The organism is Microcoleus sp. LAD1_D5, from assembly GCF_036702115.1.
In the GTDB taxonomy this organism is placed as follows: Bacteria; Cyanobacteriota; Cyanobacteriia; order Cyanobacteriales; family Microcoleaceae; genus Microcoleus.
Window position 1 is genome coordinate 20,846 of the sequence record NZ_JAUBSA010000004.1, and the last position, 16,239, is coordinate 37,084.

The following is a 16,239-nucleotide window of genomic DNA, read 5'->3' on the forward strand; positions in this document are numbered from 1 at the left end:
TTTTATGAAGCAGCTTTACAAGTTCGCACCCGCGATGCTTTTCCACAAGATTGGGCGATGACTCAAAATAATTTGGCAACTGCTTACTATACCAGAATCAAAGGAGAACGGGGTGAGAATATCGAAAGGGCGATAGCATTTTATGAAGCAGCTTTACAAGTTCGCACCCGCGATGCTTTTCCACAAGATTGGGCGATGACTCAAAATAATTTGGCTGCTGCTTATTATAGCAGAATCAAAGGAGAACGGGGTGAGAATATCGAAAAGGCGATCGCATTTTATGAAGCAGCTTTACAAGTTCGCACCTGCGATGCTTTTCCACAAGATTGGGCGATGACTCAAAATAATTTGGCTGTTGCTTACAGTGACAGAATCAAGGGAGAAGAGGGTGAGAATATCGAAAAGGCGATCGCATTTTATGAAGCAGCTTTACAAGTTTACACCCGCGATGCTTTTCCACAATCTTGGGCGATGACTCAAAATAATTTGGCAAATGCTTACAAAAATAGAATCAAAGGAGAACGGGGTGAGAATATCGAAACGGCGATCGCATTTTATGAAGCTACTTTACAAGTTAGCACCCGCGATGCTTTTCCCCAAGATTGGGCGATGACTCAAAATAATTTGGCTGATGCTTACAGTGACAGAATCAAGGGAGAACGGGGTGAGAATATCGAAACGGCGATCGCATTTTATGAAGCAGCTAGTGAAGTTTACACCCGCCCTGCTTTCCCGCAACAAGGGGCAGCTATTCAATATAATTTGGCAAATGCTTACAGTGACAGAATCAAGGGAGAACGGGGTGAGAATATCGAAACGGCGATCGCATTTTATGAAGCTGCTAGTGAAGTTCGCACCCGCGATGCTTTCCCCCAAGATTGGGCGACGACTCAAAATAATTTGGCAAATGCTTACAAAAATAGAATCAAAGGAGAACGGGGTGAGAATATCGAAAAGGCGATCGCACTTTATGAAGCAGCTTTAGAAGTTTGTACTCCCACAACTTTGCCAAGTGACTCTCTGCAAACAGGGCGAAATCTAGGCAATTTAGGATTTGCAGAAAGTTTGTGGGAAACAGCCATATTCGGCTACGAAAAAGCCATCGAAGCAGTCGAACAAAGCCGCGAGTGGATAACATCCGACAACCGCAAACGAGAAATCATCGAAGAAAATCTCAACGTCTACGAAAAAATGATGCAATCCTGCATCAATCACCAACAATATGACAAAGCCCTGCAAACAATCGAACGCAGCAAATCCCGCTACCTAGTCGAACTCTTCACCAACAGCGAAATCTACCCCAAAACAGCCACCGACACCGAGAAACAGCAACTCCAAAACCTGCGCCGCCAAATCGCCGCCTCCCAACAATTCCTAGAAACAGAAACCCCATCTCCTCCCCCTCTTTCTCCCCCCCTTACCAAGGGGGGGCCGGGGGGGGTTCCAGATGACTCTCCCTCACAACGCACAACTCAAACCCGCAGTCTCAGCCCCGAATCTTTCCAACAACAAAAAGCCCAATTAGAAACAACCTTACAGCAACTAGCACAACTGCTAGAACAGATAAAACAGCGAGAACCAGAATTCACCCTAACTCAAAAAGTCGAACCCATCGACATCACCAAATTCCAACAAACCTTAGACACCGAAACAGCAATCATAGAATGGTACATCGGCAATAACTCCAACTCCGAAGATAGCTGGGGCGGATCAGCCTTCATTATCACCCGCGACAGCATAAAACCAGTCACATATACCACAACCGAAATAGCCGAATTAGAAACCTGGAAAAACAACTATCTCGACGAATACCGCAACCAAAACACCAACAAAACCTGGCAAAACACCCTATCCCAAAAACTCCAAAAACTCTCAGAAATCCTGCGACTAAACGAGATAATCGCCCACATCGCCCCCAACTGCAAACAACTAATCCTAGTACCCCACCGCTACCTGCGCCTATTCCCCCTCCACGCCCTACAATTCACCTCAGAAACCCGATTTAAACAAAAAACCAACTTTCGCGGCTACCTCCTCGACAGCTTCCCCGCAGGCGTGAAATACGCCCCCAGCTTGCAACTACTGGAACTCGTAAAAAATCGCATCACCACCAGAAACTCCCCCCCACCAAATCAGCAACAACTATTCGCCCTCCAGAATCCCACAGAAGACTTATTCAACGCCGACATGGAAGTAGAAACCATCAAAACCAGATTCAATCCGCATCAAATTTTACTCAAAAAACAAGCCACAAAAACCGCCCTCAACGAAAACCGAGAAAACCTCTCAAACGCCAGCTACCTGCACTTTTCCTGTCACGGCGTATTCAACTTTGACAATCCGCTGCTGTCATCCCTAGTCTTAGCCGATTCCCTGGAACCGCAAACCTCACCCCCGCCCCCAGAGTCAAATCAGCCCGATGAAAAACAGCGCTATGTCACCCTACGCAGCGGCAGAAAAGCCATCCCAGAAAAATGCCTCACCCTGCGAGAAATCTTTGCCGATTTGCAGTTACCGCAGTGCAGTCTCGTCACACTTTCCGCCTGCGAAACCGGGTTAACCACCTCAACCGCAATGACGGATGAATACATTGGTTTACCCAGCGGTTTTTTGTATGCGGGTAGCATGAATGTTGTCAGCAGTCTGTGGGCTGTAGATGATTTTGCCACGGCAATTTTGATGATTAAATTTTATCATGAATTGCCGGATGCAGATTCAGTAGCCCTCGCTTTGAATGCGGCGCAAAACTGGATGCGCGGTGTGAGTGAGGAGGATTTTCGAGTTTGGATAGGATTGTTAAATTTAGATGAAAAATCTAGACAAAGTATGGAATTGTGGTTAGCATCTTCGAGTCATGAACAGCCGTTCCGCGATCCAAAATATTGGGCGGCATTCTGTGCGACGGGATATTAAGTTACGTGTGCCATCAGGATTTTGTAAGGGCGGGTTTTACCAACAATATATAACTATGACCAACAATCTAGATAAACTCGCCCCCCACCACCAATAACCCAAATCAACCTGAAATTTACATCGAATGCTAAAATGTAGATGATGATTTTTCGTTTGGTGGGGGCGGGTTTGAGAGATTGTCGATTTCAGGCAATTATGGTTGGTGAAACCCGCCCCTACAAATTTATATTTTTTAATCACGGGAGTAATTACAATGGAACCTGACAAAGTTATCACTATCTTTCTCAAATGGCTGCACCAAAATCCGAGTATCTTCATGCCGACAGCCTGGAAAAAATTACCCCAATTAGAGGAAGAAATAGCAGAATCTGCCGATGATGAATTGTTTCCAATTGCTTTTACTATCAGCAAGTGGTGTGGCAAGAATGGATTGGGAGACGCATTAAGAGATTGTCTGCGGCAAGAAATCGACGACGCGGGCGAACCCACCCCAAGTACAACACCGCCACTAACCAATATCACTCAAACTCTGCGTACCAGCATTGAAGATAGCTACAAAAAGCTTCAAGAAAGCGCAGGAAATAATCAATCAGATACCAGCAATGACTCCAACTAGCAAAATCTATGCCCCCAACGTTTATTTATTTGCCTTTCACCTCTGCAACGCCCTAAAATCAGAGTCGAATTCCCCTGTGGAATCCGCCAGTTTGTGGCAGAAGTGCGATGAGATTTTGCAAACTAAATTAGCAGTCAGTACAAAATTTAATGACAGCTATTTGCACAAAAAAGAGGAACCTGTCGGCTTCCGAGTTAACCTGATTAATAAACATAAACCACTTGTTGGCAACCGCAATTCTCTACCCTTTGATAAGGATATTTCGGTTGAAAATCAGCAAATTCCTGTCAAGGGTTTTGCCCAACCGCTGCGGATTGATGACAGCTACGCTTTGGGTTTACAAATTCGCGTTCCCGAAAAAGTTAACGGCATTAAAACACCTGCTGTCGATGTTAGCATCTTCAAAGAATTTAATCCCGATAACTGCTTGCTGCCGGATTTCGTGCAGAGTTATTTCGGGCAAACTCTGCTGCTTACCGCTTGGCTGAGTGTAGAACAAAATCAAGCGGCGCGGGAAGATTCCCAGTTTCTGAAAAAATTAGCCCAACAGTGTCTGGAAAAATTCATTGAAAGTCAAAATCTGCCGAGTTTTTACCGTCAAGGCGAATTGTTCGGTAGCCCGATTTTAGAATACGGCAATCCGAGTCGGCAAGATACTGACTGCCACGTTATCGTCTGGTTTTTCAACAGTTCCGCAACCGATGAAATCTGGGATGAGACGCGGTACAGCGATTTTATGGATTTGTTTTTGTACCGAAATAAGATTCTTCGCGCTTATCACGACAGCCGCAAGCTTTACGCCGTGACTCGCGAGGAATACAAACAAATTGAACTGGATATTGACAAGACTTTTAAGTATTTGCAGCGAGATCAAGCTCAGCAGAGGCAATCGAAAGGTGCGGGTTTAAATGAGGAGGAATTAAAATATCTGGAAACTCAGATGATTGAGATGCCGCCTCGGGCTGTGAAGTATGCCCGAATGCTGATTGATTTGGAGTTTCGCCAAAATACGATCGCAATTAACGCCCAAAATTACCAAGATAAATTAAATCAAATAAGTCTTGACATCAAAGCAGCTAAAAAGTACAATGATAGTGATGCCGATTTAAGTTTCCTCGCAACATTCAGTAAAGAAACTTGCCCGCAGTTTCAAAGGCAGATTCAAGCAGATTTAGGCTATTTCAAACACGGTTCCGGCTTGCTAGACCAAGCAACCGAGGCAATTAGAGCTATTGTGGCGATCGAAGAAGCTTATCGGAATGCCAAACTAGAGGTAACGATTCAAGCTGTCGGTTTTGGTTTGGGAGTAGCCGGGGTGGTGGCTGGAAGTGCTCCTTATTTAATTAAACAAGACCCGCCGAATCAAATGGTTGCTTTGCCTTTCCTGAAGGTGGGAATTAATTCTTTTGCGTTGGTATTGTTGATTAGTATCGGTGCCGGGGTTGTAGTTTGGGGTGTGGTTATGTTGAGTGCCAATTCCAAGAATCTACTAGGTAAGTTCAAGAATCTACTAGATAGAAATAAACAGTTGCCGCCGCCATAATCCCGGTTCCGGGCGGGCAAATCGCCCGCCCCAGAAAAAGATTAGCCTTAATATTGAGGTACAGACGGGTCTACTTCTTGACTCCAAGCAGTAATTCCGCCCTTAACATTAGTCCCCTCAATTCCAGCTTCCTTCAAAATCCCCAAAGCCTTCGCAGAGCGCCCGCCCATTTTGCAGTGTGCAATCAAGCGGTGTCCGTTCAACAATTCCTTGACCTTGGCGACACCTTCGCCGTGTTCGATATCCGGCAAAGGAACCAAAACCGACCCAGGAATTTGAGCAATTTGATACTCGTTGGGATTGCGAACATCTAACAATACAAAATCCTTCGCACCGCTGTCGATTAACTCCTTAAGTTCTGCGACAGTCATCTCAGAAATTTGCTGTTGTTCTTGCGCTTCCTGCGCTTTAGCTTGAGGAATGCCGCAGAATTGTTCGTAATCGATTAACTTTTCAATTACCGGACGCACTGGATTAGGCCGCAGTTTCAATTGCCGGAACGTCATATCTAAGGCATTGTAAAGCAACAGTCTGCCGCTCAAAGTAGTGCCTTGACCCAAGATAATCTTGATAGCTTCCGTTGCTTGGATAGAACCGACAACTCCGCACAAAACGCCTAAAACGCCGCCTTCTGCACAAGAAGGAACCATGCCAGGAGGCGGGGGTTCCGGGTACAAATCGCGGTAATTCGGGCCGCCTTCGTAGTTGAAAACTGTTGCTTGCCCTTCAAATCGGAAGATGGAACCGTAGACGTTGGGCTTGTTTAAAAGAACGCAAACGTCGTTCATCAAATAGCGAGTCGGGAAGTTGTCCGTACCGTCGATAATGATATCGTAAGGAGTGGCAATGTCGATCGCATTTTCGGAACTAACGCGAGTTTCGTACAAATCAACTTGACAAAAAGGATTAATTTCTAAAATCCGATTTTTAGCCGACTCAATCTTCGGTTTCCCAACCCAAGAAGTGCCGTGAATTACCTGCCGCTGCAAGTTGGAATGGTCAACAATATCAAAGTCTACAATCCCAATGCGGCCAACACCAGCGGCTGCTAAATACAGCAGCAGCGGCGAACCGAGGCCTCCCGTACCGATGCAGAGCACACTGGCAGCTTTGAGACGCTTTTGCCCATCCAATCCAACTTCTGGCAGGATCAAGTGGCGAGAGTAGCGTTCGTATTCTTGTTTGTTGAGCTGGATCTCGTCCAGATTAGGATTTAGCATGATATTGTGTGTAGCGCAGATTTTGAATTATATCCTATCTGAATCTTTCGCATTTTTACGTGTTTGTTATTTTTACTAATTATTTCTTAATCTCAGTCGGTTCCACTAGGCGAATTTCCTCTGCTTGAAAGTTCCCCTCTCCGTCAAGACTCCAACTGCGGAGGTCTTCTGAACAGCCTTGTCGGACGGACACAATAATATAAGAGTATTCGGCCCACGCCAATGTCCGATCGCACTCTGAGGGCACTGCGGGACAATCCGTGTGAGAATGATATATACCGATAATATCCAGAGTGCGATCGCGCCCATGCTTCATCGCCCGCAACATATCTTCGGGCTTTATAGCATATCTTCGTGTTTCTGTCAATCCTTTTTGTTCCGGCCAATTCTCCTCAGCTTCCACACTCCAAGCATTGTCAGTCGGCCAAACTTCTACCACAGTTTTAACATCGCCAGTAACTCGACCGAGCAACAAACCGCAGCATTCTTCAGGATAAGCGCTTTCGCCGTGGGTACGGATGGATAAAATTTGAGAGTCGGAAAGTGCGATCGGCTGCATAGGATTTTATTGTAGATTTTATTGTAGTTTTTTTTTTAAAGTGCGATCGGGCTTTTTTTTACGAACCGCGAGGACGCGAAGGACACGTTCGGCGAAGCCGTTCCCGAAGGGTAGGAAGACAAGAGAAGGGAAGAGAAAAAACTCACAAAAGTCACATAATTAATTACCTCACTTACAGATCTAAAGGTTAGATTTTTCCAATATTTCTCACTCCTTTTCTCTGGGTTCTCTGCGCGATCTGCAGTTCGCAAAAAAAGTGAATGTAGGGTGCGCTCTGGACGCGCACCTTATCCCTTAGTTAATGTAGCTATCTAGCCCTCAAGTGCAATTAAGTTGCAATTAAGAGGGAGTTTGCTGCAATTCCGGTCGCTCATCTGGGACGATCGCACCTTCGACAGGACACACCTGCAAACAAATACCGCAGTCAATACAGGTATCAAAATCAATCCAAAACCAATCAGTACCCTTGACATTTTTGCCGGGGCCGGGGTGAATACAAGCAACCGGACAAGCGCCAACGCAATCAGCAATTCCCTCGCAAATATTCGTAACAATAGTGTGTGCCATAGTGTTCTCTCAAAACATTTTAGTTAGATCGGGAATTAGCAATTAGCAATTGGCAAAACCTTCTCTCAATCAGCAGGATACATAATATCATATCCTGTGATTTTTAACCAATTACCAACTACTAATTACCAATTACCAATTAGCCTAATTTACCGTTTCAATTGTTGGCAATCCTTCGGCATTTACCCAAGCAATTTGAGCAATTCGTCGATCGCGCGCGTATTCCCGCGCCGCCTCCTCCGTCTCCCGACTCTCCAAATCTATTTCCACCCGAACGAGGTGAGTAGACTCTCGGAGTTGGCGGGCATAATCAAAAGCCGCCGCCCCAGCTTCAGGAGTTTGAGGCACAACCAACCATTCGCTAGCTGGCGTCTGAGTGGGCAATTGCTCCTCTGTCAGCAAAACTTGGTGCAAATCTTCAATATTCAGACAAAAGCCGATGCCGGGGGAATTTTGCCCTTGGGGGTCGAACAGTCCCAACAGTTGGTCGTAGCGTCCTCCTTGTCCTAAAACTCGCTGTCCTGTCTTGCTGCTGCTGACAACTTCAAACACAATTCCAGTGTAATAGTCAAAGGTTTGAATTAAACTCAAATCGAGGTGAATGTGGGATTTTAGATTGGGAATTTTTGACTGGCATTGGTGCAGCAATTCGATCGCCGATTTGAGATTATTTAACGCCGATTGCTGCGGCAAATCTAAATCTAGTTTGGCAACAATTGGCAACACCTCTTCTGGGCGGCCGCGCAAGTCAAATAACAACAGTGCTCTTTCTCGCAATTCGGTTGACAGCGGCAAAGTTTCCAAGGCAATTCGATCGAGATTGGCGATCGCCCCCCGAACTTTCTGGCGCACGTTTGGCGGAAACGGTTCTAGCAATGTTGCAGTCAAGCCCGCTTCTCCCAAAACCAAATGCCAGTCATCTATTTCCAAGCTCTGCAAGCACTCAGACAGCAGCAGCAGCACTTCCGCATCCGCAACCGCCCCCCCCGCGCCGAGCAACTCTACCCCAGCTTGATAGAACTCCTGTTGCCCGCCTGAGCCAGTATCAGGGCCTTTGCGGAAGACGTTGGCGTTGTAGTAGAGGCGCTGGGGCTGCCAGCGAGTCCCGGCCATCCGCATTGCAGCCGCCCGGGCGATGGATGCAGTCAATTCCGGCCGCAAACCAAGTTCTCCATCCTCCGCGTCTTGCAGTTGAATTAAGGTCGATCGGTCGATCGCGCCCCCAGCCATCAACGTCTCCAGCCGTTCTAGAGTAGAGGTAATAATCCGGTGATAGCCCCAGCGGTGAAAAACCTGCTGTAAGCGCCGTTCGATCGAAATTTTTTGAGCAACGTCAAGGGGCAATAAATCTCTTGCGCCGGATGGGGGTTGGTGAACCATATCAATTTTAGATTTTAGACTTTAGAAGATTTTAGATTGGGCTTAGAAGCGTAGCTTTATGGACGGTGTTAAAGTCTAACTAGGCTAGCTTAACATTCGACTTTAACAAATTAAGGTGTCATATCAATTTTAGATTTTAGATTTTAGATTTTAGAGTGGGCCTAGAAGCTTAGCTTTAGGGGAAGCTGTTAAAGTCGAAGCAGGCAAGCATAATCTTCGACTTTAACAAATTAAGGCGTGATAGCGTTTTGGTTTGCATAGGAATAATCATTTTCCCGGTCAGTGCAAGCGTCCCGCTCTTTCTGGATCACCCGCGATCGCGGGACGCTCATACTGACGGTATAATTCCGACTGCGATCGGATGTGATATCACCAACTCTTGATTCTTTTGAGCGAGATCACTTCACTGCTGAGCAGTTTACCAATTTCTAAATATTCAAGACTCACAACTCACAACTTCTCACTTCTTCTTCCCGCCAAACAAACTTGCAAAAAATCCTGGTTTCTCATCACCTTTTTTGGCTTTTGCGGAAGCTTGTTCCAGCTTTTTCTTAACCTCCAAAGCCGTCGGTTCTTCAGGATTTGATGCCAAAGCTTTGTTCATCTCAAGTTTAGCCATTGTGGCTTGATTTTGTTCAAGGTAACACATTGCTAACATAGCGTGAGCCTTGCTGTGTTTCGGAGCGCCCTTCAGGGCTTCCCTCAACTCCAAACTTGCTTTAGCGTAATTTTTGCTGTCCATAAATCCTTGAGCTCGGCGGCAATAGGGGTCTGCCGGCGAGTCTTTGGGAGGAGGCGGAGTTGGTGTTGGGGTTGGGGTTGGGGTTGGGGTTGGGGGGTCTGTTTTTTTTACGTCGGTTGGGGCTTGGCGCTCTTTTCGCAGCAGGTAAACCATATTAAGTTCGCTAATTTGAGCGATCGCATCTTCGGTTTCCTTAACTGATTCGTACTGCTTGAGAGCGAGTTTGCTAACTGCTGTTTTGTAAGCTTCTTCCCAATTTTGAGCGGTAGCTAACTGTTTGGCTGCTTCGCTTTCAATTTGCATTTTCGCCTGTTCTTTAACGACGCGCTTGGCGATGGCTGCTAATAGCAGGCTGTATTCTTTGCGATCGCTTTCCTTAGAGAATTTGTTGTAGGCCGGATTGACTACTTTTGACAAAAATTGGTTAGCCCAATCTTTATCGGCTTGGCTTTCAAAAGAGCAAGTATCCGAATGCAACCGGCGGGCGATTTTCATGTAGCGCTTGCGGATGTCGTTAAACTCGGCGTCTAAGGGAACTCCCAAAATTGCGTGCTGATCTGTAAAGTCATACTTGAACAGCCCTTTTGTCATTTCAAAAGACATAACTTTTACTCTTCCTTTCCTGGCTTTTCACTATTCTTTAATGTAGCTTGAGTCAAGGGGTTCTGACCCCCGTACTACCCCCGATCTATTGCTGGGGGGCGCTACTTCCAAGAAGATAAGGGAGGAACGGCTAGCAGTGCGCTGCTGAGTTCGGCGTGTATTTTGCCATTCGTGGCCAAAATCCGACCCGAGTTCATCTCAAAGGCACTGCCGTCATAAGCTGTAATTTGACCTCCGGCTTCGGAGACGATGAGTACACCGGCTGCTACGTCCCAAGGGGCGAGTCCCCGTTCCCAGTATCCGTCCGATCGCCCCATCGCGAGGTGTGCGAGGTCTAGGGATGCGGAACCGCTGCGCCGCACGCCTTGGGTGAGGTGGGTGAGGTGACAGAATTCGGCATAGTTATTGTCTGCTGTTTCGCGCCGATCGTATGCAAAGCCAGTTACTAGCAAGCTGGTTCTCAATTCTGAGATTTGGGAAACTTTGATCGGCGAACGGTTGCAGGTTGCTCCCAATCCTTTGCCTGCCCGAAACAATTCATTATGAAAAGGGTCGTAAATTACTCCAATTTGTGGTATGCCGTCGATTAAAAGTCCGATCGACACGGCCCAAAAAGGATATTGGTGAGCATAATTGGTTGTGCCGTCCAAAGGGTCGATCGCCCACAGGTATTTGCTGCTAGCATCCCCTAATTTGCCGGATTCTTCGGCGAGGATGGCGTGGTCGGCTACGTGGCGGCCGAGAATTTCTAAGATAACCGCTTCAGAGGCTTTGTCGGCTTCTGTGACTAAATCGCCCGATCGACCTTTTTCTTGAATTTTTTCTAATTTTCCGCAGAAAGATTGCAGGACGGAACCGGCGGCTAGGGCTGCTTCGGTGGCTATTTCTAAGAAGTTTTGCAGTTGATTGTCAGTCATTTGTTAGTTGTTTTAGCAGAAGGCAGAAGGAAGAAGGAAGAAGGAAGAAGGAAGAGGAAGTACGAACCGCGAAGACGCGTTAGCGAAGCGGCGCGTAAGCGCTAGGACACGAAGGAAGAGGGAAGAGGGAAAAGGGAAGAATGAAATCATTGCTCATTAGTTGTTAGTTATAACTGAGGAGTTTTTAGTCATTGACTAATGACTAATGACTACTGACTACTGACTATTTCCGATTTTGCTGGCGAAATTCTGCGGGAGTTTGGCGCAAAGCTCGTTCTGGATTCCACAAGCCTTTACCCATGAGTCTCGCCCATTCTTGAGCGTTGATGAGTCGCTGCTGATATTTGGTGTTGGGCGATCGCACTGAGGCCAGGGCATAACCTTCTTTGACTAGCTGTTCGTTGAGCAAATTTTTATCTTGCCACAAGTAGGCTAGTTTGCGATCGAACTGGTCTTTCTCTTCGATGTCTGATTCTAACAATACCTGTTTTCCCCCAATTAGCTGTTCTAGTCTTTGTTTGGCTGCTTCTCCCCAAGGCTGCTGTTTTAAATCCGGCGCATCAATACCAATTAGCCTGATTTGTTCTAATAAGGCTATTTTGTTGGCTGTACTGATAACTTCGATTGTTTGCCCGCTGATGGCCCTTTCTACTTTGGCGATCGTACCTTGGGGCGTTTCTGGTTTTTGGCAGCTAGCTAACAACAGACAAAGGGCGATCGCAAATAACCGATAAAGCATGGATAATTGGTAGTTGATTATTTATCAAATTGCCTTATTCTTCATCCAACGGCAAACCGGCTTTAACTTTACCTTTGCCGAAGTAACGACCGAATTGCAGTTCGTACACTTCGTCTTCGTCTTGTGTCTCTACCTCGATGTTGGAACGGGGATAGCTGACGCACAGCAGGGCATAACCTTCTTTTTGCAGTTCCACAGAAAGCCCCATTGCTTCTGGCTGGTGCAGTTCCCCCGACTTGACGCGCACCGCACAGGCGGTACAAGCGCCGTTGCGGCAGGAAAATGGCAATTCTACTCCTTGGTTTTCGGCGCTTTGGAGGATGTAGCGGTCTTCGGGTACTCGCACGGTGTGGCGATCGCCTGTCTGTCTGTTATGAATTTTAATTGTGTAAGAGTTAGTCATGGAATTTTAGATTTTAGATTTTAGATAGGGGTTGGCGGGGCAAGATCCTTGAAATGAATGGGTTTGCGACCCCGGAAGGAGAACCCAAGCCTGCCCGTTTCACACCCTACCCATATTAAACAGCAAATTTATGCCGTTACCCCTTCCCAAATCAGATTTGTTCTGCTAAGATAGTTTAGCTGTGGCTAAATGAATTAATTTAGCCCTGGAGAGGTGGCCGAGCGGTTGAAGGCGCACGCCTGGAAAGTGTGTTTAGGGCAACTTAACGAGGGTTCGAATCCCTCCCTCTCCGTTAAACAAGCTGTTTAGGCAAAAAAAACAGCTTGCAAACAAAATCTGTGATCAGAGATAAATACTTTGATTATAGCGAGATCCCTTGAATTCTTTTAGAAAAATCAAGGGATCTCGCTTTTCAATGTTTGAGTGTAAATTACGGGCGATCGAACCGAGAATAAACGCCCAGATATATAGAAATCCTAAATCATTTGTGAATTTCTTACTTCCTCCCCGCGGGTTCGGGGAGGGTTGGGGTGGGGTAAAAAATTTATGACTCATTTAGGATTGCTATAGAGGTAATTTATATCGAACTTAGCATCAGCGAGATTTGCCCCTCTGAACGAAGTACCCTCAGCATTTCCAATCTCTCGAACAATAGCCGAGAAAGACACAAACGCAAACCAAAGATACAGCAGCGACAGCAAACCGAAACACATACCCCAAAACAGTTTGTTAGTGCTCAGAAAAGCGCTCGCCGTTGCACTGAACAAAAAAGCCGCTGCGTAAGTCGCCACACTTCCAGCCGATGCGAGCGCCACCTGTGCAAATTGGCTACGACTCCGGGAATTCACAAAAAACATTAACAGCCCGCCGATCGACATTCCAGCAAGAGCAGCCTGGGAATTATTATTAGTTGCAGTCCCAGCATAGAAAAATCCCAGCAAAGCTCCTGATAGAATAGCAGAAATTGTTCGTGCCAATCTACGCGCTTTTGAGGTTTTTGGCTGTTTGCTGGCGATCGCCGAAGCGAAACCAGCAGCGCTCAAAACCCCGTACAGCAACAGAACAAAAGGCCAACTGCCAGATCCCGGTAATTGTCCTTGAGTTCCCAAAATCAGTCGAGTCAGAACATCGCCCACAACCAAACAAATCGCGATCGCCCCAGCACTCAAAACAGCTATCTGTCGCCGAGAAATCCCGATTTTCGCACCGAGAAAATTCGCACCCGCTAACTGAGCATTTCTAAAATTGCAGCCTCGAACATCCGCACCGCTGAAATCAGCACCGTTAAGAACTTGTCCTTGGAACGAGCGATTTCGTAAAATTTGATTGCTAAAATTATTGAAATCCGAATACTTCATATTAGTAGAGTATCCTTGAAAATATATAAATCTGTCAGTGTTCCCGTCCCCTATCTAAAATCTAAAATGGTATGACTTATCGACCCACCCTCAAACAAATTTGGCATATTCTCGGTCTCGGAATATTGCTCGCACCAATACTACTCTACAACATTCCCTACTTTTTGCGTCCCCAACAAACAAACGAAGCCCGATCGCTCTTTCAAGGAATAGCCTACCGCAGGGAATTTCGGACTAATCCGCGTCCCACCCTAATTCACATTGTTAGCATCGACCTAAAAGCGCCGGGAATAGGAATTTTTGTCACTCCCGGAAACCCAACACCCGATTTAACAGAAACCAATGCCCGCACCGCTACTGAATTCCTGAAAGAATTTAAATTGCAATTAGCAGTCAACGGCAATTTTTTTTATCCCTGCATCGAGAAAGCACCTTGGGATTACTATCCCCGCAGTGGCGATCGAGTAAATAATGTCGGACTCGCCATTGCTAAAAGCCAAGCTTATTCTCAACCAGATCCAGGCTTTCCCGCCCTTTGTTTTGATGCCAAAAACCGCGCTCAAATAATCGAAAACGGCACTTGTCCTGCGGGAACAGCCTATGCAGTTGCGGGAGATACTTTGCTGGTAAAAAATGGCAAAGCCGTAGCACAAAGCCAGGAAGAACGCAAACAGGATAAACCCTATCCCCGTGCAGTCGCGGCGATCGACAAAACAGGCGACAAGTTGTGGTTAATTCTGGTAGACGGCAAGCAGAGGCTTTACAGTGAAGGGCTGAAGTTGAGCGAAATAACTGATATTTCGATGCAGTTGGGAGCCGAGACAGTGCTAAATTTAGATGGCGGCGGGTCGGTAACTTTTGCAGTAGCATGGCCCTCAGGAGCGAAACTGTTGAATGCTCCGATTCAGAATAAAATTCCCATGCAGGAACGTCCAATCGCCAATCATTTAGGATTTTATGCGCGGGATAATTAGGCTTTTAAATTGCGCTTTTATCTCCGAAATTGGGGGTTAAAAATGATTTTATTTTGCACTGCACCCAAGCTGCTGCTTGTAGAAAATCGGCTGTTAAAACCTATTTTAAAAAATAAATGATGCCTCTGCATACTCAAATAAATAGGGTACTGATTGCCTTCATTACTAATACAAAAGTTCGCTTAAATACCCACAAAATTTCTTATTCAGCAGTGAATTTTTTTTAAATCTGCCCAAAATCCGGGAATAATTGCTAAAATTGTAAAGAAACTTAACAAAAATTTATAATTGGCTTATGAAAATTAGCGAAATCCAAGCAGCGCTGCAAAGTTCGGATTCTCAAGACAGGCTGCGGGGGGTAACGGCTCTGAGAAAGTGCGATTCTGCTGTGGCGCTGCCGATGTTGCTGAGCAAAGTGGACGATCGCGAGTTTATGGTGCGATCGTTCGTGGCGATGGGATTGCGGCAGATTCAAACTGCGGAAGCTTTTGCGGCGCTGTTAAAAATGATGCAGTTCGATCGCGATCCGAACGTGCGCGCCGAAGCCGCTAACTCTTTGTCAAGGTTCGGAACCGAGGCAATTTCTCATTTAGTGGAAGCTTTTCGTCGCGATGACAATTGGCTCGTCCGCCGCAGCATTATGGCTCCGCTGTACGAAATGCAGTGTCCTGATGCAGTATTTGAAATTTGTGCGATCGGTCTTGGCGGCGAAGATTTACCAGTTCAGGAAGCAGCAATTGACGGATTTGGTGTGCTGGCAAATACCCCGAAGCAAGAACAGGCATTGCAGCAATTATTACCTCTAGTAAGTTCGGATAACTGGGGAATTCGGCTGCGAGTTGCTCGCGCGCTGAGCAAATTTGACAATCCTCAAGCTCGCGCTGCTGTGAGCTATTTGGCAAAAGATCGAGATCATCGGGTTGCAGGTGCGACTTTGGAAGCTTCGCTTTAAAACAACGGCTTACAAGCTCAACTGCGCTATCTGCGGTATCGTGCCGAAAAAACCCCGGGTCAGGGAATGTTCACGCGGTTCTACGGCCAGGAATCGATCGAAGAGTATATTCACGGATTTTTGTTCAATTGGGAACGCAAGCTGGCACAATTGGTAAGTAACAAGAATTAATTTTAATACAAGCTTCAGCCACTATACTAATAAGTGTAGGTTGGCATGAGGAAAATGCCAATGGTCAAAAAAAATCGCAATGTAGTTAGTTCCAATTCAGACAGCAAAGTCAAAATCGGACTTTCGCTGACTTCTTCTAGTGCCGATCGATTGAACGTGATCGCTCGAAAGCTCGGAATATCAAGGTCGGAGCTCCTAGAACGCTTGGCAAAAGGCAATCTGGATATTTCGAGCGACAAGACGGAAGTTACTGTCACTTGGAAAAAAGGTGAAGAAACCGAGGTAGAAGCCGCTGACTTGGAAGGGGAAACAGCCGAAGAAAGCGAAATTAATGACGCTAGAACGGCAGAAACTCAATTGGACTCAGTGAACGTACAGCCAAATCCGCTGCAAGAAAGTTACGAAACTTTACAGAAGCAGTTGGCTGAACGCGAAAGTTCGATCGCTTCTTTGCAGCAGCAACTCGCTACCGAAAAGCAAAATCTCGAAAGCCAATTAGCCGAAACTGTAGCCAAGTCAAGTTACGAAACTTTACAGCAGCAGTTGAGTGAACGCGAAAGTTCGATCGCATCTTTGCAGCAG

At 46.3% G+C, this 16,239-nt stretch carries 16 protein-coding genes and 1 tRNA gene; 8 read left to right on the forward strand and 9 right to left on the reverse strand.

Annotation, left to right across the window (positions count from 1 at the left end):
* The 3 genes from QUA70_RS03015 to QUA70_RS03025 form a co-directional block, all read left to right on the forward strand.
* Nucleotides 1–2,913, forward strand: a 2,913-nt coding sequence (locus QUA70_RS03015) for a CHAT domain-containing protein (RefSeq protein ID WP_333410302.1), incomplete at its 5' end; no start/stop codon positions are given.
* A 253-nt stretch (nt 2,914–3,166) separates the two neighbouring features.
* Nucleotides 3,167–3,529 (forward strand): hypothetical protein, encoded by a 363-nt coding sequence (locus QUA70_RS03020; protein ID WP_333344946.1) that lies wholly within the window; start codon nt 3,167–3,169, stop codon nt 3,527–3,529.
* A complete protein-coding gene (locus QUA70_RS03025) occupies nt 3,516–5,072 on the forward strand; it encodes a hypothetical protein (RefSeq protein WP_333344948.1) in 1,557 nt (518 codons plus the stop codon). Before QUA70_RS03020 ends, QUA70_RS03025 begins: the two co-directional genes overlap by 14 nt.
* Before the next feature lie 47 nt (nt 5,073–5,119).
* Here the strand turns inward: QUA70_RS03025 and moeB are convergent, their stop codons facing one another.
* The 8 genes from moeB to QUA70_RS03065 all read right to left on the reverse strand — a co-directional run bounded on the left by moeB (nt 5,120) and on the right by QUA70_RS03065 (nt 12,202).
* Entirely contained in the window at nt 5,120–6,292 is a 1,173-nt protein-coding gene (gene moeB / locus QUA70_RS03030) for a molybdopterin-synthase adenylyltransferase MoeB (RefSeq protein ID WP_333344950.1), read from the reverse strand.
* Nucleotides 6,293–6,371: 79 nt separating this feature from the next.
* A complete protein-coding gene (locus tag QUA70_RS03035; protein WP_333344952.1) occupies nt 6,372–6,851 on the reverse strand; it encodes a M67 family metallopeptidase in 480 nt (159 codons plus the stop codon).
* A gap of 339 nt (nt 6,852–7,190) precedes the next feature.
* Nucleotides 7,191–7,418: an indolepyruvate ferredoxin oxidoreductase subunit alpha gene (locus QUA70_RS03040; protein ID WP_006635695.1), complete on the reverse strand. Its 228-nt coding sequence runs from the start codon at nt 7,416–7,418 to the stop codon at nt 7,191–7,193.
* Nucleotides 7,419–7,562: 144 nt separating this feature from the next.
* Complete coding sequence (locus QUA70_RS03045) at nt 7,563–8,798, reverse strand: ATP phosphoribosyltransferase regulatory subunit (protein ID WP_333344954.1); 1,236 nt, start codon at nt 8,796–8,798, stop codon at nt 7,563–7,565.
* 460 nt (nt 8,799–9,258) lie between these two features.
* A complete protein-coding gene (locus QUA70_RS03050) occupies nt 9,259–10,143 on the reverse strand; it encodes a tetratricopeptide repeat protein (protein WP_333344956.1) in 885 nt (294 codons plus the stop codon).
* A 101-nt stretch (nt 10,144–10,244) separates the two neighbouring features.
* A complete protein-coding gene (locus QUA70_RS03055) occupies nt 10,245–11,060 on the reverse strand; it encodes an inositol monophosphatase family protein (protein WP_333344957.1) in 816 nt (271 codons plus the stop codon).
* Between the two features lie 223 nt (nt 11,061–11,283).
* Nucleotides 11,284–11,799: a thermonuclease family protein gene (locus QUA70_RS03060; RefSeq protein WP_333333892.1), complete on the reverse strand. Its 516-nt coding sequence runs from the start codon at nt 11,797–11,799 to the stop codon at nt 11,284–11,286.
* A 34-nt stretch (nt 11,800–11,833) separates the two neighbouring features.
* Nucleotides 11,834–12,202, reverse strand: a complete 369-nt coding sequence (locus tag QUA70_RS03065; protein WP_242721298.1) for a 2Fe-2S iron-sulfur cluster-binding protein — start codon at nt 12,200–12,202, stop codon at nt 11,834–11,836.
* A gap of 207 nt (nt 12,203–12,409) precedes the next feature.
* Between QUA70_RS03065 and QUA70_RS03070 the strand changes: the two genes are divergently transcribed.
* Nucleotides 12,410–12,494, forward strand: a tRNA-Ser gene (locus tag QUA70_RS03070).
* Between the two features lie 259 nt (nt 12,495–12,753).
* On the opposite strand, the gene QUA70_RS03075 is transcribed toward QUA70_RS03070, so the two are convergent.
* Nucleotides 12,754–13,560 (reverse strand): pentapeptide repeat-containing protein, encoded by an 807-nt coding sequence (locus QUA70_RS03075; RefSeq protein WP_333344959.1) that lies wholly within the window; start codon nt 13,558–13,560, stop codon nt 12,754–12,756.
* 71 nt (nt 13,561–13,631) lie between these two features.
* Between QUA70_RS03075 and QUA70_RS03080 the strand changes: the two genes are divergently transcribed.
* The 4 genes from QUA70_RS03080 to QUA70_RS03095 form a co-directional block, all read left to right on the forward strand.
* Complete coding sequence (locus QUA70_RS03080) at nt 13,632–14,534, forward strand: phosphodiester glycosidase family protein (RefSeq protein WP_333344961.1); 903 nt, start codon at nt 13,632–13,634, stop codon at nt 14,532–14,534.
* A 295-nt stretch (nt 14,535–14,829) separates the two neighbouring features.
* Nucleotides 14,830–15,486: a HEAT repeat domain-containing protein gene (locus tag QUA70_RS03085; RefSeq protein WP_333344962.1), complete on the forward strand. Its 657-nt coding sequence runs from the start codon at nt 14,830–14,832 to the stop codon at nt 15,484–15,486.
* A gap of 21 nt (nt 15,487–15,507) precedes the next feature.
* Nucleotides 15,508–15,657, forward strand: a complete 150-nt coding sequence (locus QUA70_RS03090) for a hypothetical protein (RefSeq protein WP_333345061.1) — start codon at nt 15,508–15,510, stop codon at nt 15,655–15,657.
* A gap of 60 nt (nt 15,658–15,717) precedes the next feature.
* A partial coding sequence (locus QUA70_RS03095) for a ribbon-helix-helix protein, CopG family (protein ID WP_333410304.1) occupies nt 15,718–16,239 on the forward strand: 522 nt, incomplete at its 3' end.

Coding starts and splice junctions, on each gene's coding strand:
- QUA70_RS03065 (WP_242721298.1), bottom strand. CDS start 12,202: ATGACTAACTCTTACACAATTAAAATTCATAACAGACAGACAGGCGAT.
- QUA70_RS03050 (WP_333344956.1), bottom strand. CDS start 10,143: ATGTCTTTTGAAATGACAAAAGGGCTGTTCAAGTATGACTTTACAGAT.
- QUA70_RS03035 (WP_333344952.1), bottom strand. CDS start 6,851: ATGCAGCCGATCGCACTTTCCGACTCTCAAATTTTATCCATCCGTACC.
- QUA70_RS03080 (WP_333344961.1), top strand. CDS start 13,632: ATGACTTATCGACCCACCCTCAAACAAATTTGGCATATTCTCGGTCTC.
- QUA70_RS03085 (WP_333344962.1), top strand. CDS start 14,830: ATGAAAATTAGCGAAATCCAAGCAGCGCTGCAAAGTTCGGATTCTCAA.
- QUA70_RS03045 (WP_333344954.1), bottom strand. CDS start 8,798: ATGGTTCACCAACCCCCATCCGGCGCAAGAGATTTATTGCCCCTTGAC.
- QUA70_RS03075 (WP_333344959.1), bottom strand. CDS start 13,560: ATGAAGTATTCGGATTTCAATAATTTTAGCAATCAAATTTTACGAAAT.
- moeB (WP_333344950.1), bottom strand. CDS start 6,292: ATGCTAAATCCTAATCTGGACGAGATCCAGCTCAACAAACAAGAATAC.
- QUA70_RS03060 (WP_333333892.1), bottom strand. CDS start 11,799: ATGCTTTATCGGTTATTTGCGATCGCCCTTTGTCTGTTGTTAGCTAGC.
- QUA70_RS03055 (WP_333344957.1), bottom strand. CDS start 11,060: ATGACTGACAATCAACTGCAAAACTTCTTAGAAATAGCCACCGAAGCA.
- QUA70_RS03025 (WP_333344948.1), top strand. CDS start 3,516: ATGACTCCAACTAGCAAAATCTATGCCCCCAACGTTTATTTATTTGCC.
- QUA70_RS03040 (WP_006635695.1), bottom strand. CDS start 7,418: ATGGCACACACTATTGTTACGAATATTTGCGAGGGAATTGCTGATTGC.
- QUA70_RS03020 (WP_333344946.1), top strand. CDS start 3,167: ATGGAACCTGACAAAGTTATCACTATCTTTCTCAAATGGCTGCACCAA.